We start from the raw sequence: 22,290 nt of genomic DNA, 5'->3' as shown, positions 1-22,290 counted from the left end.
GATCATCCGGCGTTCCGCACCTCGGCGATCAGCCACCGGCCGGATTGGTTCACCATCCGGAAGTTCAGCACTTGGAGCCGGCTTGCGGGTTGCCGGTTGAACACCGTACCCGCGGCGTCCTGCTCCACGAACGGGCTCAATTCGACCGTGGCCGAAACCACCGGATCCGGTGTCGCATCGCCGGCTTGGACCGCCGCGGCCCGAACCGTCGCCGAGAACCCGGCGAGCACCCGGGATCGGCTGACCAGTTCGGCCATGGTCTGCCGGTCCGCCGCCGAGGCCGGCGAATCCGGGGCGTTCACCGCTGCCAGGAGGCTCGCGTCAGCGGTCCGGAAGGCTTCGGCCCGCAACCGGCTCAGCCCATGGAGCGCCAAGACCGGATCCCCGGAAAGCCGCAGCGCAGCAGCGTCCTCGGCCGACGGCGCGGCTTGGTCCAAACGTCGCTCGGCCGGGTTCTGCTGCGTCGGGTTCTGCTGCGCCGGACTCTGCTGCGCCGGACTCTGCTGGGCCGGATTCTGCCGCGCCGGGACCGGCGTGGTTTCGCCGGGCGGACCGTGGTCGGGCAGCACCGCGAGCAACCAGGAGATGCCGCCCAGCAGAGCAAACAAGGCCACGGCACGGCCGGGCAGCCCGGAGCGACGCAGATCGGGCCGCGGCAAGCCGGCCCGACGCCGTCCGCCCCGAGAACTCCGCGCCCACCGAAAACTCCGGTTGCGCCGCCTGCTGCCGGCCGGTCTGCCTGACGCGTTGCGGCCGGCCGGAGTGGTGCTCGCCGGGGCGTCGGCCGCCCGGACAGCGGCGGCGGTCGGCAGCGACGACGCCTGGCCGCCGCGCAGCTGCCGTCGGGTGAGCAACCGGGGCAGCACGCTCGGATGCACCGACGGCATCAGGTCCAGCGGTTCGGCAGTTGCGGAACGGAACAGTTCCCGGGCCAAGTCGCCCGCAGCTGGACGCCGTCGTCGTTCCGGATCCATTCCGGAAGCCAAGAGGCTGAACAGCTCGGCGCTGCCCGCCGTCGGAACCCCGCCGGGCATCGGGAAGCGGGGATTCGCGGGTCCCGGCAGCGCCCCGCTGAGACACCACCAGCCCAAGGCCGAGAGCGCATAGACATCCGCAGCGGCGTCCACCGCCAAGCGCCCAGTGCCGCCGGCCGGCCGCAGCAACGCCGGATCCACGAAGCCGTCGGTGCCGAAAAGCTCGCCGTCGGACCGGTCGCCGCGGAGCTTTGCCGTGCCGAAATCGGCCAGCAGCGGTTTGCCAGTTTCGGTAAACAGGACGTTCGCCGCCGAAACGTCCCCGTGCACGATGCCTTGCCGGTGCAGAAAAGCCAGTACCTGGAACATCGGGACCAAGACCGTGACCAGTTCACCGGGACTGATCCGGCCCCGGTTGGCCAGCACGGCGGCCAGGGACCCGCCAGCGGCATAGTCCATCAGCAAGCCGGTACCGCCGGCCCAGGCCCCTGTGAGTTTGACCACATCATGAACGGCGAGCAAATGCTCGTGCTGCACGTTCACCCGGATCCGGATCTCCCGGCGGAGCTGCCCGGCACGCCCTCCGGGAGCCGTCGCGCCGGTCGGCCATGCCGCGGCTGGAAAACACTTGATCGCCCGCTCGACCCCGGCATCGCCGAGCACAAGCCAGACTTGGGCACTCGCGCCGGCCCCGAGTAAGCGCTCGAACCGGTAGCCGGGGGCAATCGGAATGCCCGGCGGGAAGCTGGTCTCCATACCCCAGTGTGCCCCGGAACCGGCACTTCGCGCAGATGTTATCCACAGGTCATGAATTTAGGCGCTGGAAGCAACGGGGCTACGCTGTTAGGCATGACGCTTGAGTTCTCCGAAGTCGGGTTCGCACCGAACTTTGTTGACTATATGCAGGCTTGGGACATGCAGCAGAAACTGCACGACGACGTCGTCGACGGACAGGCCCCGAGCACTGTGCTGCTCCTGGAGCACGCCGCGGTCTACACCGCCGGCAAACGCACCGAAGACCACGAACGGCCTTTCGACGGGACCCCTGTGGTACCGGTTGACCGCGGCGGCAAATTGACCTGGCACGGCCCGGGCCAATTGGTCGCCTACCCGATCATCGCGCTGCGCGATCCGCACGCGATCCGGGAATACGTCTGGCTGCTCGAAGACGTGCTCCTCGCAGTGCTCGCCGAATTCGGCATCAAAGGCCAGCGGGTCGAGGGCCGGGCCGGCATCTGGTTGCCCGCCGACGCGAAAGGGCCGGACCGGAAGATCGCCGCGATCGGCATCCGGGTGCACAACGGCGTGACCATGCACGGCGTCTCGCTCAACTGCAACAACGACCTGGCGCCCTTCGCGCAGATCATCGCCTGCGGGATTTCGGACGCCGGGACCACCACGATGTCGGCGGAAACCGGATCCGACATTTCGCCCACCGGAGTGCTGCCGCACATCATCCGGGAATTCTCGGCACGCGAAAACGCGTTGACCGGAAGCACGGTGCACGCCGCCGAAAAACCCGAATTAACAGCCGCAGAAGGAGTTCTCCAGTGACCCTGGCACCTGAAGGCCGCAAAATGCTGCGCGTCGAAGCCCGCAACGCGCAGACCCCGGTGGAACGCAAGCCTGAATGGATCAAGGCCAAGGTCAACATGGGCCCGGAATACATCGGGATGAAGAACTTGGTCAAAAAAGAGGGGCTGCACACGGTCTGCGAGGAAGCCGGCTGCCCGAACATCTTCGAATGCTGGGAAGACCGCGAGGCGACCTTCCTGATCGGCGGAGCACAGTGCACCCGCCGTTGTGATTTCTGCCAGATCGATTCCGGCAAACCCTCCCCCCTGGACCGCTTCGAGCCGACCAAGGTGGCCCGCAGCGTGGTCAAGATGAATTTGCGCTATGCCACGGTCACCGGCGTCGCCCGTGACGATTTGGAAGACGAAGGCGTCTGGCTCTACGCCGAGACCATCCGGAAGATCCACGAGCTCAACCCGGGCACCGGCGTCGAGATCCTGATCCCGGATTTTTCCGGAAAACCGGAGAACATCCAGGCGATCTGCGATGCCAAGCCCGAGGTTTTCGCGCACAACGTCGAGACCGTTCCCCGGATCTTCAAGCGGATCCGCCCGGCCTTCCGTTACGAACGCTCGCTCGATGTGATCACCCAGGGCCACGACTTGGGCATGGTGACCAAGTCCAACCTGATCCTGGGCATGGGCGAAACCCGGGAGGAGATCTCCGAGGCGCTGCGCGACCTGCACGAGGCCAAATGCGATTTGATCACGATCACCCAGTATCTGCGGCCCAGCGAACGGCACTTGCCGGTGGACCGTTGGGTCAAGCCGCAGGAGTTCCTGGATCTGCGCGACGAGGCCGAGGAGATCGGATTCCTCGGCGTGATGAGCGGCCCGCTGGTGCGTTCCTCCTACCGGGCCGGCCGATTGTGGGCCACCGCGATGCGCAAAAAAGGCCTGGAGATTCCGGCCGAGTTGGCGCATATCGCCGAAGGCATCGAAGACGCCGGCAGCACCCGGCAAGAAGCCGCCAGCCTGGTCGCCGCGCGGAGCTGAGCCGCTCCTCATTCCAGACCGAACTCGTACGCCCGTCATTCAGCTGTCGGCGAGCGAACCGACGGCGGCGGGTGCGAACCTCGCCGACCGGCTAGAATGGATGCACTATGGCCAAGAATTCCGCACCCGACGCTGCCTCCGAACCGAAGCCCAAACGGAGCCTGTTCGCCCGCAAGCCCAAAGACAACAAGCCCAAACCGGAAAAGAAACCCGGCCGGCTCAAGCAGATGGTGGACATCTTCAAGATGACCCGCCGCAGCGACCCGACGGTGGTCTGGCTGATGCTGTTGGTCTTCCTGGGCGTGATCGCGGTCTCGCTCGCGGTCGGTTTCTTCGCGTTCAACGGAAACTGGATCACTGGCTTGATCCTGGGCATCCCCTTGGGCCTGTTGGGCGCCATGCTGGTGCTTTCCCGGCGTGCCGAGCGCGCCGCGTTCGGCCAGATCGAGGGCAAGCCGGGTGCTTCCGGTGCAGCCTTGAACACGCTGCGCCGCGGCTGGGTGGTCGAAGAACAACCGGTGGCGGTCAACCCGCGCAGCCAGGATGCCGTGTTCCGTGCCGTCGGCCGCCCGGGCGTGGTCCTGGTGACCGAAGGCCCCTCGCACCGGGTCCGCACGCTGGTCCAGGCCGAGCAGAAGAAGCTCAACCGGATCCTGCCCAATGTCACGGTGCACGTGATCGAGTCCGGCCGGGAAGAAGGCCAGGTGCCGCTGGCCAAGGTCGCCAAAACGGTGCAGAAGCTCAAAAAGGAACTGACCAAAGCCGAAGTCAGCGCGGTCGGCAAGCGGATTTCTTCGCTGGGCTCCCGATTGCCGATCCCCAAAGGCATCGATCCGTACAAGGCCAGACCGGACCGCAAGGCCGCCCGCGGCCGCTGAAATTACGTGAAAAGGCCCCGATGCACGCGCGTGCATCGGGGCCTTTTCACGTTCCGGGTCAGTCCGTCAAGTGCACCGCGGCAGCCACCGCGGCGGCTACCGCATCAGCCACCTCCGGATCCAACGGGCTGGGCACGATCATCGCGGCCGAGGGCTGCGGAACCATTCCGGCAATCGCCTAGGCCGCGGCCAGTTTCATCGGTTCGGTGATCCGGAGCGCTGCCGCGTCCAAAGCGCCCTTGAAGATCCCCGGGAAGGCGAGCACATTGTTGATCTGGTTCGGGAAGTCGCTGCGGCCGGTGGCCACCACCCGGCAGTGCTTCGCGGCAATCTCCGGGTGGATCTCCGGCGTCGGATTGGACAAGGCGAAGACGATCGCGTCATCGCTCATCAGTGCGATTTCGGCCTCCGGGACCTGCGCGGAAGAAACCCCGACGAAAACGTCGGCTCCGCGCAACGCTTCCGCCAGTCCGCCGGTCAGGCCCTGCGGATTGCTCTGTCCGGCCAGATCGGTTTTCACCGCGGTAAGGTCCTCCCGGCCGTGGTGGATGATGCCCCGGGAGTCAACCAGGACCAAGTCCTGCACCCCGGCCGCGAGCAGGATCTTCGCCACCGCAACGCCGGCGGCGCCGACCCCGGAAATCACCACTTTCAAACCGGCGATCTCGCGCTGCACCACCTGGGCCGCATTGAGCAACGCGGCCAGAACCACCACCGCCGTGCCGTGCTGGTCGTCGTGCATCACCGGGCAGTCCAAAGCCTCGATCAGCCGGGCTTCCAATTCGAAACACCGCGGCGCGGAAATGTCCTCCAGGTTGACCGCCCCGAAGCTCGGCCGCAACCGGACCAGGGTTTCGATGATTTCGTCGACGTCGGTGGTGTCCAGGACCAACGGAATCGAATCCAACCCGCCAAACGTCTTGAACAGCGCTGACTTTCCCTCCATGACCGGAAGCGAGGCCCGGGGGCCGACGTCGCCCAGCCCGAGCACCGCGGTGCCGTCGCTGACCACGACCACCAGCCGCTTGGTCCAGGTGTAGCTGTCCACCAATCCGGGTTCTTCGGCGATCGCCCGGCTGACCTCGGCGACGCCCGGGGTGTAGGCGATCGACAGATCCCGTTTGCTGAGCAAAGGCAGTCGGGTTTCCACGCTCAATTTCCCGCCGAGATGGGCGGCGAATATCTCTTCGCGGCTCAATTCGACACCCGCTCCAGGCTGGGCTTCCACGGCTTTTTCTGACACAGGTTCTCCTTTGAACTCGTCGTGCGCCGGATGCGCCCCTAGCCCGAGAGTACCGTCAACGCCGCAACAACACCGTGTTCATTGCGCGATCATGAAGCCCGCGTTGATCCGGGTCGAAAACCACTGCGGGGATCACCAGGCAGAGCAGCAAAGTCCGGACGACGGCGGCCAAAGGGCCGGCGGGCAGCGTGCCCGGGCCGCCGGGGCCGCTGGCTCCGGAAGCCGCTCCGGCGCGCGGCGCCAATCTGACCACGTGGATGTTCATGATCCGATGCCCCACGCTGTAACCGAGCGTTCCGACCAACAGCACCTGCTCGACGAAGAAGATCCCAATCGTGGCCAAAGCTGCGCCGTCGAACAGGAACTGGCTGATCAGCAGGCACAGCAGCCAGTCGATGCAGATCGCCAGAATCCGGCGGCCGGCCCGGGCAATCGAGCCGGGACCCGATTCCGGCAAGCCCAAGCGCTCCCCCGGATACTTGGAAATATGACTCGTGTCGGGTCCGGAGAGCCAGGAACCGAGGTCTTTGCGATCTACCACCACTCGAGTTTACCGGCAATCCCGGCGGCCGCCGCGTCTGTAACCTGCCCGAAACAATGCCGACACGGTCGGGAAATGCCCTCTGACTATGCTGTTAACAGTTGCGGGGGCTTCTGGCCTGCCCGCGGCACCAGCCGAAATGCCGAAGGAGCATAGATGTTCACCACCGCGGACGAAGTCCTCACGTTCATCAAAGACGAAGACATCAAGTTCGTCGATATCCGCTTCACCGACCTGCCCGGAGTGCAGCAGCACTTCAATGTGCCGGCGCAAAGCGTCGACGCCGACTTCTTCGTCAACGGGCAGCTTTTCGACGGCTCGTCGATCCGCGGGTTCCAGGGCATCCATGAATCCGACATGCAGTTGATCCCGGACGTGACCACGGCCTTCGTCGACCCCTTCCGGATCGAAAAGACCCTCGCCCTGAATTTCTCGATCGTCAACCCGCGCACCGGTGAGCCGTACCACCGCGATCCGCGCAGCGTCGCCGAGCGGGCCGAAGCCTACCTGGCATCGACCGGCATCGCGGACACCGCGTACTTCGCGCCGGAGGCCGAGTTCTACGTCTTCGACAACGTCCAGTTCGAGTCCTCGCCGCAGGGCGCGTTCTACAAGGTCGATTCGATCGAAGCCCCGTGGAACAGCGGCCGGGCAGAAGAGGGCGGCAACCTGGGCAACAAGACGCCGTTCAAAGGCGGTTACTTCCCGGTGGCGCCGGTGGACCACCAGGCAGATCTGCGCGATGCGATGTGCATCGCGCTCGGCGATTCCGGCCTCGAGGTAGAGCGTTCGCACCACGAAGTCGGCGCCGCCGGCCAGGCCGAGATCAACTACAAGTTCTCCACCTTGGTGCACGCCGCGGACGACCTGCAGAAGTTCAAGTACATCATCAAGAACACCGCCGCCGAATGGGGCAAGACGGTTACTTTCATGCCGAAGCCGATCTTCGGCGACAACGGCTCCGGGATGCACTGCCACCAGTCGCTGTGGAACGGCAGCGAGCCGTTGTTCTACGACGAGAAGGGCTACGCCGGCCTTTCCGATCTGGCCCGCTGGTACATCGGCGGCGTGCTCAAACACGCCTCGGCGATCCTGGCTTTCACAAATCCGACGGTCAATTCCTACCGCCGCTTGGTCAAGGGCTTCGAAGCTCCGGTCAATATGGTTTACTCGCAGGGCAACCGTTCCGCTGGTATCCGGATCCCGATCACCGGATCCAACCCGAAGGCCAAGCGCATCGAGTTCCGCGCACCGGACCCCTCGTCGAACCCGTACTTGGCGTTTGCCGCGCAGCTGATGGCTGGCCTGGACGGCATCCGCAACCGGATCGAACCGCCGGCTCCGGTGGACAAGGACCTCTACGAGCTGCCGCCGGAGGAAGCCAAGGACATCCCCAAGGCCCCGGGTTCGCTCGAAGAAGCCTTGGCCGCGCTGGAAGCGGACAACGAGTTCCTGCAGGCCGGCGGGGTATTCACCCAGGACCTGATCGACACCTGGATCGAATACAAGCGGGAGAACGAAATCAAGCCGCTCTCACTGCGCCCGAACCCCTACGAGTTCGAGCTCTACTACGGCGTGTAACCAGCCGACGCACGACGGCGGCCCGGTCACCTTTTCGGTGACCGGGCCGTTTTCGCGCCGGATCAGCTCTTGCGGCGCGAAGTGGTGCCCCCGACGACCGCTCCGACCAGCAAGCCGATGATGATGCCCCAGATCAACTGGTTGGTTGCCAACCCGATGGCCACCCCCAGAACGAGGCAGGCTCCGGCTCCAATGGCGCCATTTCTTTTCATGGTTGCCAGCCTAACCAATTCCGGCCGGCTCCGGCTCCGCAGGAATCGGACTTTCGAATTGAAAGCCCCCTACCACTTACGCCCTTCTTGGGATAAACTGAAATCGCCTTCCCCGGCATAAACCTTTACGGTTTGCGCGCCCCTCCTCGAGGTATTCCTCGGCAGGGGCGCTTCTTTTCCGCTCTGATCCAACCGAGCCGGATAGCAGGTTGGCGTGGCCGCACGGCGTGTCGGCGGAACACGCCGATTTTCGGCCGGTATTGGACGGCTTTCCAGGCTGAACGGTGCACCGCAATCTGTGAGTATTGCGGGATGCCGGCATCAAGGCCGGAAATCCATGGATTTACCCAGAAAAGTACGGCATTCTGCTCTACAAGCAAATGACGGTAGCCGTTGTCCGCGATCTGCGGAAGCAACATCAGGGGGAAAGATGCCGATTTCGAAAACCAATCAACTGCCCAGCACGCGTCGTCGGGCCGTGCAATTCGGCCTGAGCGCACTTATGGCTACCGGATTGCTCGGGCTCAGCCCGTTGGCCGGAAACAGCCAGACGCCTGAGGCCGTAGCCCCGCCGCCGCCGGTGATCGTGCCGACGCCGCAGTCCACGACGTCGTTGGGCGCCCCTGTGGTCTTGGGCAGCCAGGTTTCTTTGGTGGTTTCGCCGGACACCGACCCCGCAGCACAGGCACTGGCGCAGAAAATCCTGCAGGCCCGCGGCGTGCAGGTCACGATCAACTCACCCGCGGCACCGGGCAACGGCAGCAAGTTGCGGCTCGGCTCCGGGTCCCGGGCGGACATCACGCCGGCCGTGGGCAACAGCGTGCCGGGCAAAGCGGAAGGCTATGCGTTGCTGGTGACCGATACCGACGTCGTGATCGGCGGCTCGGACGGCGCCGGGCAGTATTACGGCGTGCAGACGCTCAAACAGCTGCTCGCCGGCGAAGGCGCGCAGACCGCCGTGGCCAAACTCGCGATCACGGACAGCCCTTCAATGCCGATCCGGGGCGCCATCGAAGGCTTCTACGGCGCCCCGTGGAGCCAACAGGACCGCTTGGACCAGCTGGCCTTTTACGGCGACGTCAAAATGAATACCTACATCTATGCACCCAAGGACGACCCCTATCACCGCTCGCAATGGCGCGATCCCTATCCGGCGGCCAAACTGGCCGAGCTGAAGGCCCTGGTCGACGCCAGCACCGCGAACCACGTCCGGTTCACCTTCGCGCTCTCCCCCGGCGAATCGGTGTGCTTCTCCTCACAAGCCGATCGGAATGCGGCGATCGCCAAAATGCAGGCGATGTACGACGTCGGCGTTCGGGCCTTTTCGATCCCGCTGGACGATATCTCCTACACGAAGTGGAATTGTTCGGCAGACCAGACCGCTTATGGCGCTCCGGGCTCGGGCAATGCCGGCAAAGCCCAGGTCGACTTCTTGAACTACCTCAACAGCAGCTTCATCAAAACCAAGTCCGGGATCTTCCCGCTGCAGATGGTGCCCACGGAGTATTCGGACGTCAGGCCCACGGCCTACAAGCAGCAATTCAAGACCCTGCAACCGGACATCGTGATCATGTGGACCGGCACCGATGTGGTCCCGCCGAAAATCAGCAATTCCGACGCCGCCGCGGCAGCTGCGGTTTGGGGGCGCAAGGTCTTCCTCTGGGACAACTACCCGGTCAACGACTTCGGCCAGACCACCGGCCGATTGCTGATGGGCGCCTATGCCAAACGCGAAGCCGGACTCTCCACCTCTTTGCAGGGCATCGTCTCGAACCCGATGAACCAAGCTTCCGCGAGCAAACCTGCGGTGATCGGCGTCGCGGGCTTTGCCTGGAACGACGGGGCCTACGATGCGGCAAGCACCTGGCGCTGGGCCTTGGCCTATCTCGCCCAGGGCAGCGCGAACCAGGGCAATCCGGCACTGGCCGCAGCGCTGACCACGTTCGCGGACCTCAATTACGCCGCGCCCACCTTCGGGAACACTTTCTGGCTCCCCCAGGCCCCGGCGCTGAAGCAATTGAGCGACGCGTTCAATGCCGCTCCGCAGACCGCTTCGCTGGCTGCGATCAAAGACTATGCCGATTCGATGGTCACCGGAGCGCCGTTGATCCGGAATCAGCTGGCAGACCGGATCTTCGTCCAGGACGCCAGCGCCTGGCTCGACGCGGAGCCGCTCTGGGGACGCGCTCTGCAAAAGGCCGCCGCAGCGGTCGAGGCCGCCCGGGCCGGCGAGCAGAATTCAGCCACCGCCCTGGTGCAACAATCGCAGGCCGCGGTCGACCAGGCGCGGGCAGTCAAAATCACCGACAAGAAGAACACCTGGAGCGAAAAGGCCACTCCTGCACCCAAGCTCGGCGACGGCGTCCTGGACACGCTGATCAGCACGCTCAACAATATCGTCACCAAAACCTCGAACTTCGCGCTCAATTCACCCGAGGTGAAGGTCAGCGGCGTCGAGCCAGGCACCTCCTTCACCGGGCCGAAGGCGGTCGACGGCGATTCCAGCACCCGCTGGGCCTCCAACTATGCGGACAACGCCTGGATCCAGGTCAAGCTGACCCAGTCGGCCCGTTTGGACTCAGTGCAGATCAACTGGGAATCCGCCTGCGCCTCGGCCTACAAAGTGCAGACTTCGCCGGACGGTGTGAACTGGACCGACTACCCGGTGGACAAGCCGGTCTGCGGGGTGCAAACCGTCGCGGTCAGTGCCAGCCAACCGATCGGATTCATCAAGATCCAAGGCATCAAGCGGGCCACTTCGTGGGGGTACTCGATCTTCGAAATCGCCGCCTACGGCAAAGCCGCCTGAGCACGCCGTAGGCTGGAGCAGTGACTTTCCGTCTGGTGCTGCGCACCGTCTCCAGCCTCGGCGTCCAGGAGCTCTTCGACCGTTCATTGAGCATTGACGAGCACACCGCCTCGATGGCGGAGAGCGCCGAAACCGCGATCGCCGGCGTCCGGCAGGGGCAGATCGGTTGGGGTGAATCGGTCACCTGGCGGGCCCGGCATTTCGGCGTCTGGTTCACCATGACCTCGAAGATCACCGAGCTGGAGGCGCCTTGGCGCTTCGTCGACGAGCAACAACGCGGCCCCTTCAAGCGCTTCCGCCACGAACACCGGTTCACCGAGACCGCCGAAGGCACTCTGATGACCGACGCCCTGGTGGTCACCGCGCCACTGGGTCCGCTGGGCTGGCTCGCCGAACGGATCTTCCTGGAGCGTTACCTACATCGCCTCGTCACCGGCCGGAACGAGTTCCTGACCCGTTGAATCGATCGGCGGCCAGTTCAGCGTTTGCCGAATTTTTTGTGCACCGCTTGTTTGCTCACGCCCAAGCACGCCGCGATCATTTCCCAGGACATGCCGGATTGCCGGGCCCGGCGCACCAATGCCGCCTCAGTCCGGCCCAGTTCTTTTTGCACTTCCGACAAGGCGGACAACGCGTCCGAGGGGCTGTTCCCGTCCATGTCTCCGAGCAGAGTCCGCATTCGCTCCACCTCCATGCGTCAACCTTAGTTGACAGCAGTCCAGTCGTCAACCTTAGTTGACGAAAAGCCCTGGGCCATGACCAACTGCGGTCCGTTCCGCGGCTCCAGGTACTCCCCGACGACGGCGTACCCGGCCTTGGCATAGGCCCGCTGCCCGGCCGGATTCGCGATATTGACCCCGAGGACCACGCCTTCGGCCTGCGGGAAGAGCTGCCGGGCCAACGCGACCGCGGCAGCCGCCGCCGCACTGCCATAACCCCGGCCCTGCCCTGGCGCGGCGATCAGCAGACCGCGCAGCAACACCCAGTCGCCGGGCCAGCCGAGCGCGGCCGCGCCGCCGCCGCGGTGCAAGGTTCCGGTGCCGACCACTTCGTCCTGGTACTGGATCGCAAAGAGCTTCCGATCCGGATCCGCTGCCGCGGCACGGAGCAACCGTTCCGGACCGGACACGAAAGCCTCCTGGCCCGGCAGCATCGCCAGTCCGGCGATCCCGGCCTCCAACGCGGCCCGCTCGGCATCCGGAACGTCCTCGAGCAGAAGCAGTTCCAGCACTCAGAGCACCTTGGCGAGGAAATCCTGCAATCGGGGTTGTTGCGGAGCGCCGAAAATCTGCTCGGGAGTGCCCTCTTCGCAAATCACGCCGTCCGCCATGAAGATCACCCGGTCGGAAACCTCCCGGGCGAAACCCATTTCATGGGTCACCACCACCATGGTCATTCCCTCGGCAGCCAGATCCTTGATCACCTGCAGCACCTCGCCGACCATTTCCGGATCGAGCGCACTGGTCGCTTCGTCGAAGAGCATGATCCCGGGGGCCATTGCCAACGCCCTGGCGATCGCCACGCGCTGCTTCTGCCCGCCGGACAAGGAGGCTGGCCGGGCATCCGCCTTCTCGGCCAGGCCGACCCGCTCCAACAACTCCACGGCTTTGGCGCGGGCCTGCGGCTTCGACAGTTTCTTCAATTCCACCGGAGCCAGCATGATGTTCTCCAGCACCGTCATGTGCGGGAACAGGTTGAAGTGCTGGAACACCATGCCGATGCGCTGGCGGACCTGGTTCAGATCGATCGTCGCGTCGGTCAGATCGAATCCGTCGACCACCACAGTGCCGCCGGTGATCTCCTCGAGCTTGTTCAGGCAGCGCAAGAACGTCGATTTCCCGGAACCGGACGGGCCGATCACGCAGACCACCTCGCCTTCCGCGATCTGCGCATCGATGCCCTTGAGCACCTGATTGGCGCCGAAGGTCTTATGCAAACCGTGTACCGCGATCTTGGCTGGGTTCTGGGCTGTGGGCACGCTCATTTGTTGACCTTCTTGTCCACGACGTTGGCGAGTTTGGTCAGCGCCATGATCACGATGAAGTACATCACGCCGACGATCAGCAGGGTCTCCGCCACCCGGAAGTTGCCGGCGTAGATCTGCTGGCCCTGATAGAGCAGTTCGGCGAAGCCGATGGCCAGCAGCAAGGAGGAATCCTTGAGCAGGATCACCAACTGGTTGATCAATGACGGCGTCATGATCTTGAACGCCTGGGGCACCACGACCTTGCGCATCGAGGTCAGATAACCCAGGCCGAGACTCCGGCTGGCTTCGAGCTGTCCCGGATCGACCGATTGGATGCCGCCGCGGACGATTTCGGTGACATAGGCCCCGGAATTCAGCGCCAGGGTCAGCACCCCGGCCACCCAGATGTTGATCGGCTGCCCGGTCAATTGCGGGATGCCGAAGTAGAAGAAAAATGCTTGGACCAGCAAGGGCGTGCCGCGGAAGACGTTCACGAAGGTGGTCGCGATGCCGCGCAGCAGTACATTGTGCGACACCTTGAGGAAGCCGAACAACAAGCCCAGGAGCATCGCGAACGCGAACGAGATCACGGTGACCAGCAAGGTGTTGCCCAAACCGCTCAGCAGCGCCGGCATGCTCTGCGCAAGCAGCTCCCAGAACGAGGTCGCGGCCGCCGGCGGCGCCTTGAGGTAGGTGTCCAGCAGCTTCTGGTACTCCCCATTGGCTTTGAGTTTGGCCAGACCGTCGTTGAACGCCGCGAGCAGATCCGGATTCTGCCCTTTGTTCACCGCGAAGCCGTAGGAAGCCCCCGGAACTTTGTCGGTGACGGTTTTCAGTCCGTTGTTCTGCGCGATGCCGTAGGCCAATACCGGGTAGTCGTCGAACACCGCGACGGCGTTTCCGGATTTCACCAGCTCGTACATCGTGGCCGACTGGTCCAGCGATTTGACCGTGAAGCCGTACTGGTCGGCGATCGACTTGGCGTAGCTCTCGCCTTCGCTGCCGGTCTTCGCTGCCACGGTCTTGCCGCGCAGATCCCCGTACCCCTTGGTCGTCTCGTCGTTCTTCGCCACCGCCATCTGCACGCCGGAATCGAAGTACGGCTCGGAGAAGTCGTACACCTGCTTGCGGGTGTCGGTGATCGACATGCCCGCGATCACACCGTCGACCTGCCCGGAGCTGAGCGCCTGAAGCGCCGCGTTGAAGCCCAGCGATTTGATCTCGACGTTGAAGCCCTGGTCCTTGGCGATGGTCCGGATCAGGTCCATGTCGATGCCGGCCAAATTGCCGTTGCCGTCCCGGAACTCGAACGGCGCGAAGGTGGTGTCCGTGCCGATCGTGAAGGTTTTGCCTTGCACCGAGGCCGATTGCACGGCTCCCGGCGCCGGCTGCGCATTGGCCGCACCGAGGCCGAAGAACCCGGTCCCGAAGATCACCACGACCGCGGTCAGCACGGTCGCGAACACCGCGATCAGAGGGTTTTTGGCTCGGAACAGTCTGGACCCGGGAGGCTTGCGAAAGAGTGATTGCACCCATAGAGAGTACCGAAAAGTGCGTCATATCACGTAATGCCCGGTTCGAGCCGGCTACCCGGGAGCTGTCCCGGGCGGCCGGCTCAGGGCTCACTCCCCGTAGAAAAGCCGCTCGAAAACCGCCCGGGCCTGCCGGGTGATCCGCAAGTAATCCTCTTCGAACGCGCTGCCGTGTCCGGCCGGATATCCGCACCAACGGGCCACCGCTTCCAGATCGCGGCGCGAAGACGGCAAAGAGTCCGACCCTTTGCCGCTCCAGAGCACATTGGCGGAACGGATCCGGCTGGCCATCCGCCACGCCCGGGCCAGGACCTCGGCGTCCTCTTCCGGGATCAGGCCGAGCCCGGCCACGCCCTGCAAAGCCTCGAGGGTCGACGTGGTGCGCAATTGCCGGTGCTCCCGGGCGTGCTCGAGTTGCAGCAATTGGACCAGCCATTCCACATCACTGAGCCCGCCGCGTCCGAGCTTGATCTGCCGTGCCGGGTCGGCGCCGCGCGGTAATCGCTCCGACTCCACCCGGGCTTTGATCCGGCGCACTTCCCGGACGTCCGTTTCCTCGAGGTGCTCCGGATAACGCACGGAATCCACCAGCGCCATGAACTCGGCGGCCAATTCGTCGCTGCCGGCCATCGGCCGGGCGCGCAGCAAGGCCTGCGCCTCCCAGACCGCAGACCAACGACCGTAGTATTCCCGGTACGAGTCCAAGGAGCGGACCAAGGCGCCGCTTTTGCCTTCCGGCCGAAGATCGGCATCGATCGAGAGCACCCGCTCGGCCCGGATCGCGGGTTTCAACGGCTGGGTGAGCAGCGCGGAAAGCTGGCTCACGATCTGCACCGCCTGGGCTTGCGCTTCAGCCGGATCCGCGCCCGGCCGGGCTTTGTGCACGAAAAGCACATCGGCATCTGAGCCGTAGCCGATTTCCCGGCCGCCCTGCCGGCCCATCGCGACGACCAGGACGTCGGTCTTCGGCTCGCCCGCCTGCGCCTCTGCAACGTGCAATGCACCCAGCACTGCGGCCCGGTCCACATCGGAGAGCGCTGCGCCGATCGCGTCTTGGTCCAGCAACCCGGCGCTGTCCGCGAGCGCGATGCGCAGCACTTCACGGCGGCGGATCAGCCGGATCAACCGCATCGCCTCGGCCGGATCCGGGTGCCGGGACATCTTCGACTGGATTTCCTGCCACTGGGCCTGGAATCCGATCGGCATCAGGTCTTTGTCCGAGCCGAGCCATTTGGTCTCTTCCGGGGAGACTTCCAACAAGTCCGCGATCAACCTCGAGCTGGACAGCACATGGCACAGCCGCTCGGCTGCCGCCCGCGAGTCACGCAGCATGCCGAGGTACCAGTGCGTGGTGCCCAAGGACTCGCTGAGCCGGCGGAAGGCGAGCAAACCACCGTCCGGGTCCACGCCGTCGGCCAGCCAATCCAGCAGGACCGGAAGCAGCTGCCGCTGCAATGCCGCCCGGCGGGATACCCCGGCGGTCAGGGCTTCGATGTGCCGCATCGCTCCGGCACTGTCCTGGTAACCCAGCGCGGCGAGTCTGGCCCGGGCGGCTTCCGGGCTCAAAGCGGCCTCTTCGGCGCTCAGGTGCGCTGCGGTATTGAGCAGTGGCCGGTAGAAAATTCGTTCGTGCAACGTTCGGACCCGGCGCTTCACCGTTTGCCATTGCTCGAGCAGGCTCTGCGCCGAAGGCCGGCCGGCCTGCAGCGAACCCTGGCTTGCCTTTGCGAGCGCCCGCAAAGCGGGTTCGGCCACCGGCATCAGGTGGGTCCGGCGCAGGTGCACGAGCTGGATCCGGTGTTCCAGGACCCGCAGGTACCGGTAAGCCGCATCGAATTCGGCGGCATCCGTCCGGCCGACGTAACCGGCGTTGGACAGCGCTTCGATGGCCCCGGTGGTGTCCCTGGTGCGCAGGCCGGCATCGGCTTTGCCGTGTACCAGCTGCAGCAATTGCACGGTGAATTCGACGTCGCGCAAGCCGCCCGGGCCGAGCTTGAGCTGTCGTTTCTGCTCTTCCTGCGGAATATTCGCTCCGACCCGGCGCCGCATCGACTGCACTGATTCGACGAATCCGTCGCGTTCCGCGGAGCTCCAAATCATCGGCGCCAGTGCGGCTTCGTAGGCTTCGCCCAGCGCTTGGTCCCCGGCGATGGTCCGGGCTTTGAGCAGGGCCTGGAACTCCCAGCTGGCGGCCCAGCGCCGATAGTATTCCAGGTGCGAGTCCAAGGTCCGGACCAACGGCCCGTCCTTGCCCTCGGGGCGCAGATTGGCGTCGATTTCCCAGAGCCCGGGTTCCCGGTCCGGGGCATTCACCACCCGGGCCAGCCGGCTGGCCAGTTGTTCGCCGATCTGGAGCGCGGTGCGCTCCGGGAGGTCCGGGGCCGCGACCACATAGACCACATCGACGTCGGAAATGTAGTTCAGCTCCCGGGCTCCGCATTTGCCCATGCCGATCACCGCGAGTTGCACTGCGGCGACCTCCTCGACCGGGTGCGCGCCGACCAGCTCGGCCCGGGCAACCGCCAGTCCGGCGTCGATTGCCGCACCGGCCAAATCGGCCAATTCCGCCGCGACGATCGGCAGCACATCCGTCGGCGATGCGGCACAGAGGTCCCGGATCGCCAGTTCGGTCAGATGCCGGCGGTACTGCCGCCGCAGCGCCGTAGACGCTTCCGCAATGCCCAACGTGCTGATCGGTGCCCGGGCCTCCGGATCAGCGCCGACGGCCTGGAGCAGAGAAGCCCGCAAACCTGCTGCCGGAGTGCCCACCGGTTCGGCGCCGGCTTCGGCGGCCAAGGCCCCGGCGTGCTCCGGATTGCGGATCAGGAAGTCGGCCAAAGCCTCTGAAGCGCCCAGCAGCCGGAACATCGGTTCCATCCGGTCGGGCCCGGCACCGAGCAGGGACTTGACTTGTTCCGCGAGCGCGGGCGGTCCAGCCAGCATCCGGACCAGGGATTGCAGCGCGAGATCCGGATCCGCCGAAAAGGCCAGCCCGGCGAAAATCTGCGCCTGCGGCAGATCCGCCAATTCCGGTGCGGCCAGGAACCGCGCGCTCTTCTCGAGGTCGGCGAAGCCTTGTGCGATCAGGGCGCGTTGCGGACTTTTCACCATATTCGGACCATCTGCGGCATCGGCTCAGAGGATGCCGAGGTTGCGCCGCAACTCGAACGGGGTGACTTCCAGCCGGTAGTCCAGCCAATCGGCCCGCTTGTTCCGCAGGAAGTGTTCGAAGACCTGCTCGCCGAGGATTTCCGCCATCAGCTCCGACTCTTCGGTCAGCCGGATCGCGTCATGCAGGCTCGAAGGCAACGGATCGTGGCCCAGGGCCCGGCGTTCGGCCGAGGTCAACGACCAAACGTCGTCTTCGGCGGCCGGCGGCAATTCATAGCCTTCCTCGATGCCCTTGAGCCCTGCGCCCAGCAGCACCGCATAGGCGAGATAGGGATTGGTGGCCGAATCGATGCCCCGGTATTCGATCCGTGCCGATTGGCCTTTGCCCGGCTTGTACAACGGGACCCGGACCAGGGCGGAGCGGTTGTTGTGCCCCCAGGAAAGGTAGCTGGGCGCTTCGCCGCCGCCCCAGAGCCGTTTGTAGGAGTTGACGAACTGGTTGGTCACCGTGGTGAATTCCGGTGCATGTCTGAGGATTCCGGCGATGAACTGCCGGGCTGTGGCCGAAAGCTGGAATTCCGCGCCGGCTTCGTAGAAGGCGTTCGAGTCGCCCTCGAACAGCGAGAAATGCGTGTGCATCCCGGAACCCGGATGGTCGGAGAACGGCTTCGGCATGAAGGTCGCGTAAGTGCCTTGTTGCAAGGCGACCTCTTTGATCACGGTGCGGAAGGTCATGATGTTGTCCGCGGTCTGCAGCGCATCGGCGTAACGCAGGTCGATTTCGTTCTGCCCGGGGCCGGCCTCGTGATGGCTGAACTCGACCGAGATTCCGACGCTCTCCAGCATCGCCACCGCAGTCCGGCGGAAGTCTTGGGCGACCCCTCCGGGGACATGGTCGAAATATCCGGCGCGGTCCACCGGCACCGGCTGCCCATCCGCACCGAGTTCTTCCGACTTGAGCAGGTAGAACTCGATCTCCGGGTGCGTGTAGCAGGTGAACCCCATGTCCGCGGCCTTGGCCAAGGTCCGTTTGAGCACGTTCCGCGGGTCCGCCGTCGAAGGCTGGCCGTCCGGGGTGAGGATGTCGCAGAACATCCGCGACGTCTGCTCGGTTTCGCCGCGCCAGGGCAGGATCTGGAAGGTCGAAGGGTCCGGCTGCAGCAACATGTCCGATTCGAACACCCGGGCCAGCCCTTCGATCGAAGAGCCGTCGAAACCCAGCCCTTCTTCGAAGGCTCCCTCGACTTCGGCCGGCGCCAGGGCCACCGATTTGAGCGATCCGACGACGTCGGTGAACCAGAGCCGCACAAAACGCACATCGCGTTCTTCAATGGTGCGGAGGACGAATTCTTGCTGACGGTCCATCGGGGCTCCTCAATGATCGAGTTCTGCTCCTGGCGAGCTCCCCCAACTCTACCGAGCAATCCGTCATGTCGGCAGCGATGTGACCGGGGTCAAGTAGGCTCAAGCCATGAGTTCCGCAGAACTGCCCGCCCCCTACGGCTCGGGCATCGAAAAACCCGCATCTGCCTCGGCCTCGCCGGCCCCGCTTTCACCGCGCAAAATCCGGCTGCACCACTTGCAGCAGGCAAAGGACGAAGGCCGGAAATTCGCCATGCTCACCGCCTACGACCAATATGCCGCCCAGATCTTCGACGAAGCCGGCATCGAAACCCTGCTGGTCGGCGATTCCGCGGCGAACAACGTGTACGGCTACGACACCACGATTCCGGTCACCGTGGATGAGCTGCTGCCCTTGTGCCGGGCCGTCGCCCGATCCGCGCGACGTGCGCTGGTGATCGCGGATCTGCCCTTCGGCAGTTACCAGGTTTCACCCGAGCAAGCCGTGGCCACCGGGGTGCGGTTCCTGAAAGAAGGCCTGGTCGCCGCGGTCAAAGTCGAAGGCTCCGCCCGGTTGGCGCCGCATATCCGGGCCCTGACCGACGCCGGGATCCCTGTGGTGGCGCACATCGGATTCACTCCGCAGAGCGAACACGCCCTGGGCGGGTACCGGGTGCAGGGCCGCGGCGACGCCGGGCAAGACGTTGTGGACGACGCGGTCGCCCTGGCCGAAGCAGGCGCCTTCTGCGTTTTGATGGAAATGGTCCCTGCCGACGTCGCCGCAGCGGTGGACGCCGCAGTCAGCGTGCCCACGGTAGGCATCGGCGCGGGCTCCGCGACCACCGGCCAAGTGCTGGTTTGGCAGGACATGGCCGGACTGCGCGGCGGCCAAGTGGCGAAATTCGTCAAGCAGTACGCCGACCTGCGCTCGGCGCTCAGCGACGCGGCCCAGCAGTTCGGCGCCGAAGTCCGGGACGGGGTCTTCCCCGGCCCGGAACACTCGTTCTGAGCCAAGAACCCGCTAGCCCGTTTCGGCACTTGGGCGCAGTTCAGCAGGGTCTGAGCATTGCGAACCCTGCTGAACTGCGCCCAAGTGAGCTCCTCGACCCGGTTGCCCGGACTACTTGGCGGCCAGCACCACCTGTTCCGCGGTCAAGGTCGATCCTGCTTTGAGCGCGCTGACCCGCACCGAGTCGCCGGCCTTGAGGTCTTGGCTGGTGATCGACGTCGGCTTCGGCCGCTCGGCTTTCGGTTGGGCCGGCTTCGCTTCACCGGCTGCCGGCTTGGCCGGCGCCTGCAGGAGCTTCGTCGAGCTGTCCAGCACATAGGTCTGGCTGAAGCCGTCGCTGCTCTTGACCGTGATCGAGGTCGCCGAAACGGATTCGACGGTTCCGGACTGCCGGTCCAGGGTCACCGTGTTGCCGTTCCGGTCCACGACCGATTCGCTGTGCAGGACCTTGCCCGCATGCGTTTTGTGCTGACCTGCGGTTTGGCTGCTCGCGGCAGCCAGCGTTCCGCTGTCGGAGGCGTCCGCGGCGTAGACCGCGGTGGCACCGGCTCCGATCACGACGGCGACTGCGGCGGTACCGATCGCGGCGTTCCGGATCCAGCGCCGGCCAGTTTTTCGTTGCGGCCGTTCGGGCGATTCCGAGGGGGGTGAATAGATCACTGTGGCTCCTTAGTAAAATGCCTTGGGCAACCAGTTTCCCAACGCGACTTGTGCCGCGGCCGCAACGCAGCTAAACCCGGGCTGAGTCTTTGCCAAGTTCCCTGTGCCGCAGGCTGAGAAATCTATGCCTCAGCAGCGCAGCTTCCAGCTCACCCGGTCGACCACGCCGGCAACATCGATGGGGTTTGCCGCATCCAGTTCGAGCACCGCACCGAAGCCGAGCGGTTCTGCCCCTTGGGCCAGCAAAGCCCACTGTTCCGAGCTGAAGGAATCCTCTGCGTGCACCCGGTGCCGGTTCCCTGCCGCGGCCCGGCCAATCGCGCGGGCACGCGCGATTTCCGGGTCGAGCCGACAGTAGATCTCCAACACCGGCACTAGGCCGGCGCGGGCCAATCCGGCCGCGGCGAAAGCCCGGTCACGTTGCCGGTGGAAATGCGATTCCACGAGGCACAACGGCGCCGCCGCCGCCGCAGTCCAGAGTGCCTCCATCGACAACATGCCCAACTCGGCCGGAGGGATGCTGGGCGGGCCGAAATCGTAGAAGGCTTCTTTGAAGTCGTCCTTGCTGAACAGCGGCATGCCGAGCCGGGATGCCAATTGCTTCGCCAGCGTGGTCTTCCCGGCACCGCTGATCCCGTTGACCAGGACCACCCGGCGCTCCGGGGGCGACGGCTCAGTCGTCGTCTTGGCCGTCCCAGGCTTCATTGCGCTCCCGCACCTTGGCCAGGGCCTGTTCGGCCTCGGCCCGGGTTTCATACGGGCCGATCAGCTGCGTCCAGTCAGACTGGGCGTCTTCTTCTACTTCATGGGTCTTCACGTTGTACCAAAACTGCGGCATTCCGGCTCCGTTCATTGTCACGGCTGGCTTCTCTTTTGCATGCCGGACATTTCGGCCCGGCAGTTCCAGCCTAACCGGGACGGGCAATGAAGGGGACGAATGCGTAGGATGGATTCATGCTTCATGCGCCCCTCGGAACCCTGCTGCCCGGAACCCTGAGCCCGGAACGCGCCGTGCCTGCCGCCATCGCCCGCCCCGAATACGTCGGCAAGGCGGGCCCTGCCGTGTTCACCGGCTCCGAGGTGAAGTCCGCGGACACGATCGCCAGAATCCGGGCGGCCTCGAAAATCGCGGCGCAAGCCATCGTGGAAGTCGGAAAGCACATTGCACCCGGCGTCAGCACCGATGAGTTGGACCGGATCGGCCACGAATTCGTCATCGCCAGCGGGGCTTACCCGTCGACCCTCGGCTACCGGGGATTCCCCAAATCGCTGTGCTCTTCGGTGAACGAAGTCATCTGCCATGGCATCCCGGACTCCACCGTGCTCAACAACGGCGACATCGTCAACATCGACATTACCGCTTACAAAGACGGGGTGCACGGCGACACCAACTACACCTTCCTGGTCGGCGAAGTCGACGAGGAGTCCCGCCTGCTGGTCGAACGCACCGAAGAATCGCTGCGCCGCGCGATCAAGGCGGTGGCGCCGGGCCGTGAGATCAATGTGATCGGCCGGGCCATCGAGTCCTATGCGAAGCGCTTCGGGTACGGTGTGGTCCGGGACTTCACCGGGCACGGCGTCGGCGAAGCCTTCCACACCGGCTTGATCATCCCGCATTATGACGCCGCTCCGGCCTACAGCACGGTGATCGAGACCGGGATGACCTTTACCATCGAACCGATGCTCACCTTGGGCACTGTCGAATGGGACATGTGGGACGACGACTGGACCGTGGTCACCCGAGACCGCAAGCGGACCGCCCAGTTCGAACACACGCTCCTGGTCACCGACTCCGGGGCCGAAATCCTGACCTTGCCCTGAGCCTCCAGAACCATTCCAGTTCCGCCTTTCCCTTCCCTTCCA

At 65.0% G+C, this 22,290-nt stretch carries 20 protein-coding genes and 1 pseudogene; 8 read left to right on the top strand and 13 right to left on the bottom strand.

The window, feature by feature from the left end:
- Positions 1 to 2 precede the first annotated feature (2 nt).
- Entirely contained in the window at positions 3 to 1,730 is a 1,728-nt protein-coding gene (locus JOE69_RS16900) for a serine/threonine protein kinase (protein ID WP_309800746.1), read from the bottom strand.
- A 93-nt stretch (positions 1,731 to 1,823) separates the two neighbouring features.
- Here JOE69_RS16900 and lipB point away from each other — a divergent pair, with 93 nt between their 5' ends.
- The 3 genes from lipB to JOE69_RS16885 all read left to right on the top strand — a co-directional run bounded on the left by lipB (position 1,824) and on the right by JOE69_RS16885 (position 4,422).
- Positions 1,824 to 2,528: a lipoyl(octanoyl) transferase LipB gene (gene lipB, locus JOE69_RS16895; RefSeq protein ID WP_309800743.1), complete on the top strand. Its 705-nt coding sequence runs from the start codon at positions 1,824 to 1,826 to the stop codon at positions 2,526 to 2,528.
- Entirely contained in the window at positions 2,525 to 3,544 is a 1,020-nt protein-coding gene (gene lipA, locus JOE69_RS16890; RefSeq protein WP_296361459.1) for a lipoyl synthase, read from the top strand. Before lipB ends, lipA begins: the two co-directional genes overlap by 4 nt.
- Positions 3,545 to 3,651: 107 nt before the next feature.
- Positions 3,652 to 4,422, top strand: a complete 771-nt coding sequence (locus JOE69_RS16885; RefSeq protein WP_296361458.1) for a DUF4191 domain-containing protein — start codon at positions 3,652 to 3,654, stop codon at positions 4,420 to 4,422.
- A 58-nt stretch (positions 4,423 to 4,480) separates the two neighbouring features.
- On the opposite strand, the pseudogene JOE69_RS16880 reads toward JOE69_RS16885, so the two are convergent.
- Positions 4,481 to 5,650 (bottom strand): annotated as a pseudogene (locus tag JOE69_RS16880) (NAD(P)-dependent malic enzyme).
- A 70-nt stretch (positions 5,651 to 5,720) separates the two neighbouring features.
- Positions 5,721 to 6,206, bottom strand: coding sequence for an RDD family protein (locus JOE69_RS16875; protein ID WP_309800740.1), 486 nt, complete (start codon positions 6,204 to 6,206; stop codon positions 5,721 to 5,723).
- A 156-nt stretch (positions 6,207 to 6,362) separates the two neighbouring features.
- Here JOE69_RS16875 and glnA point away from each other — a divergent pair, with 156 nt between their 5' ends.
- Positions 6,363 to 7,787 carry a type I glutamate--ammonia ligase gene (gene glnA / locus JOE69_RS16870; protein ID WP_296361455.1) on the top strand — a complete coding sequence of 475 codons (1,425 nt, stop codon included), beginning with the start codon at positions 6,363 to 6,365 and terminating at the stop codon, positions 7,785 to 7,787.
- Between the two features lie 62 nt (positions 7,788 to 7,849).
- Here the strand turns inward: glnA and JOE69_RS16865 are convergent, their stop codons facing one another.
- Positions 7,850 to 7,999, bottom strand: coding sequence for a glycine zipper domain-containing protein (locus JOE69_RS16865; RefSeq protein WP_296361454.1), 150 nt, complete (start codon positions 7,997 to 7,999; stop codon positions 7,850 to 7,852).
- Between the two features lie 430 nt (positions 8,000 to 8,429).
- On the opposite strand from JOE69_RS16865, the gene JOE69_RS16860 reads away from it, so the two are divergent.
- Positions 8,430 to 10,808, top strand: a complete 2,379-nt coding sequence (locus JOE69_RS16860; protein ID WP_309800737.1) for a glycoside hydrolase family 84 protein — start codon at positions 8,430 to 8,432, stop codon at positions 10,806 to 10,808.
- A gap of 20 nt (positions 10,809 to 10,828) precedes the next feature.
- Positions 10,829 to 11,269 (top strand): SRPBCC family protein, encoded by a 441-nt coding sequence (locus JOE69_RS16855; protein ID WP_309800735.1) that lies wholly within the window; start codon positions 10,829 to 10,831, stop codon positions 11,267 to 11,269.
- 17 nt (positions 11,270 to 11,286) lie between these two features.
- Here the strand turns inward: JOE69_RS16855 and JOE69_RS16850 are convergent, their stop codons facing one another.
- The 6 genes from JOE69_RS16850 to JOE69_RS16825 form a co-directional block, all read right to left on the bottom strand.
- Complete coding sequence (locus JOE69_RS16850) at positions 11,287 to 11,502, bottom strand: AsnC family protein (protein WP_309800733.1); 216 nt, start codon at positions 11,500 to 11,502, stop codon at positions 11,287 to 11,289.
- 9 nt (positions 11,503 to 11,511) lie between these two features.
- Positions 11,512 to 12,039: a GNAT family N-acetyltransferase gene (locus JOE69_RS16845; protein WP_309800730.1), complete on the bottom strand. Its 528-nt coding sequence runs from the start codon at positions 12,037 to 12,039 to the stop codon at positions 11,512 to 11,514.
- Positions 12,040 to 12,792, bottom strand: coding sequence for an amino acid ABC transporter ATP-binding protein (locus tag JOE69_RS16840; protein ID WP_309800729.1), 753 nt, complete (start codon positions 12,790 to 12,792; stop codon positions 12,040 to 12,042).
- Positions 12,789 to 14,213 (bottom strand): amino acid ABC transporter substrate-binding protein/permease, encoded by a 1,425-nt coding sequence (locus JOE69_RS16835; protein ID WP_374709753.1) that lies wholly within the window; start codon positions 14,211 to 14,213, stop codon positions 12,789 to 12,791. The genes JOE69_RS16840 and JOE69_RS16835 overlap by 4 nt, the downstream gene beginning before the upstream one ends.
- A gap of 183 nt (positions 14,214 to 14,396) precedes the next feature.
- Entirely contained in the window at positions 14,397 to 17,417 is a 3,021-nt protein-coding gene (locus tag JOE69_RS16830; protein ID WP_309800725.1) for a bifunctional [glutamine synthetase] adenylyltransferase/[glutamine synthetase]-adenylyl-L-tyrosine phosphorylase, read from the bottom strand.
- 24 nt (positions 17,418 to 17,441) lie between these two features.
- Positions 17,442 to 18,782, bottom strand: a complete 1,341-nt coding sequence (locus JOE69_RS16825) for a glutamine synthetase family protein (protein ID WP_309800723.1) — start codon at positions 18,780 to 18,782, stop codon at positions 17,442 to 17,444.
- Between the two features lie 106 nt (positions 18,783 to 18,888).
- On the opposite strand from JOE69_RS16825, the gene panB reads away from it, so the two are divergent.
- On the top strand, positions 18,889 to 19,767 hold the full coding sequence (gene panB, locus JOE69_RS16820) for a 3-methyl-2-oxobutanoate hydroxymethyltransferase (protein WP_309800721.1): 879 nt from the start codon (positions 18,889 to 18,891) through the stop codon (positions 19,765 to 19,767).
- Between the two features lie 111 nt (positions 19,768 to 19,878).
- Here the strand turns inward: panB and JOE69_RS16815 are convergent, their stop codons facing one another.
- From JOE69_RS16815 to JOE69_RS16805, 3 genes are all read right to left on the bottom strand, one after another.
- A complete protein-coding gene (locus JOE69_RS16815) occupies positions 19,879 to 20,427 on the bottom strand; it encodes a DUF5666 domain-containing protein (protein WP_309800719.1) in 549 nt (182 codons plus the stop codon).
- Positions 20,428 to 20,556: 129 nt separating this feature from the next.
- A complete protein-coding gene (locus tag JOE69_RS16810; protein ID WP_309800718.1) occupies positions 20,557 to 21,132 on the bottom strand; it encodes a P-loop nucleotide/nucleoside kinase family protein in 576 nt (191 codons plus the stop codon).
- Positions 21,101 to 21,265 (bottom strand): SPOR domain-containing protein, encoded by a 165-nt coding sequence (locus JOE69_RS16805; RefSeq protein ID WP_296361433.1) that lies wholly within the window; start codon positions 21,263 to 21,265, stop codon positions 21,101 to 21,103. The genes JOE69_RS16810 and JOE69_RS16805 overlap by 32 nt, the downstream gene beginning before the upstream one ends.
- A 116-nt stretch (positions 21,266 to 21,381) precedes the next feature.
- Here JOE69_RS16805 and map point away from each other — a divergent pair, with 116 nt between their 5' ends.
- Positions 21,382 to 22,248, top strand: coding sequence for a type I methionyl aminopeptidase (map, locus tag JOE69_RS16800; RefSeq protein WP_309800716.1), 867 nt, complete (start codon positions 21,382 to 21,384; stop codon positions 22,246 to 22,248).
- Positions 22,249 to 22,290 lie beyond the last annotated feature (42 nt).

This window comes from Arthrobacter russicus (assembly GCF_031454135.1).
In the GTDB taxonomy this organism is placed as follows: Bacteria; Actinomycetota; Actinomycetes; order Actinomycetales; family Micrococcaceae; genus Renibacterium; species Renibacterium russicum.
Note: the sequence above shows the minus strand (reverse complement) of the source record. Positions and strands in the feature narration are given on the sequence as shown.

Coding starts and splice junctions, on each gene's coding strand:
- JOE69_RS16805 (WP_296361433.1), bottom strand. CDS start 21,265: ATGCCGCAGTTTTGGTACAACGTGAAGACCCATGAAGTAGAAGAAGAC.
- JOE69_RS16830 (WP_309800725.1), bottom strand. CDS start 17,417: ATGGTGAAAAGTCCGCAACGCGCCCTGATCGCACAAGGCTTCGCCGAC.
- panB (WP_309800721.1), top strand. CDS start 18,889: ATGAGTTCCGCAGAACTGCCCGCCCCCTACGGCTCGGGCATCGAAAAA.
- JOE69_RS16825 (WP_309800723.1), bottom strand. CDS start 18,782: ATGGACCGTCAGCAAGAATTCGTCCTCCGCACCATTGAAGAACGCGAT.
- JOE69_RS16860 (WP_309800737.1), top strand. CDS start 8,430: ATGCCGATTTCGAAAACCAATCAACTGCCCAGCACGCGTCGTCGGGCC.
- JOE69_RS16810 (WP_309800718.1), bottom strand. CDS start 21,132: ATGAAGCCTGGGACGGCCAAGACGACGACTGAGCCGTCGCCCCCGGAG.
- JOE69_RS16885 (WP_296361458.1), top strand. CDS start 3,652: ATGGCCAAGAATTCCGCACCCGACGCTGCCTCCGAACCGAAGCCCAAA.
- lipB (WP_309800743.1), top strand. CDS start 1,824: ATGACGCTTGAGTTCTCCGAAGTCGGGTTCGCACCGAACTTTGTTGAC.
- JOE69_RS16900 (WP_309800746.1), bottom strand. CDS start 1,730: ATGGAGACCAGCTTCCCGCCGGGCATTCCGATTGCCCCCGGCTACCGG.
- JOE69_RS16840 (WP_309800729.1), bottom strand. CDS start 12,792: ATGAGCGTGCCCACAGCCCAGAACCCAGCCAAGATCGCGGTACACGGT.
- JOE69_RS16865 (WP_296361454.1), bottom strand. CDS start 7,999: ATGAAAAGAAATGGCGCCATTGGAGCCGGAGCCTGCCTCGTTCTGGGG.
- glnA (WP_296361455.1), top strand. CDS start 6,363: ATGTTCACCACCGCGGACGAAGTCCTCACGTTCATCAAAGACGAAGAC.
- JOE69_RS16850 (WP_309800733.1), bottom strand. CDS start 11,502: ATGGAGGTGGAGCGAATGCGGACTCTGCTCGGAGACATGGACGGGAAC.
- map (WP_309800716.1), top strand. CDS start 21,382: ATGCTTCATGCGCCCCTCGGAACCCTGCTGCCCGGAACCCTGAGCCCG.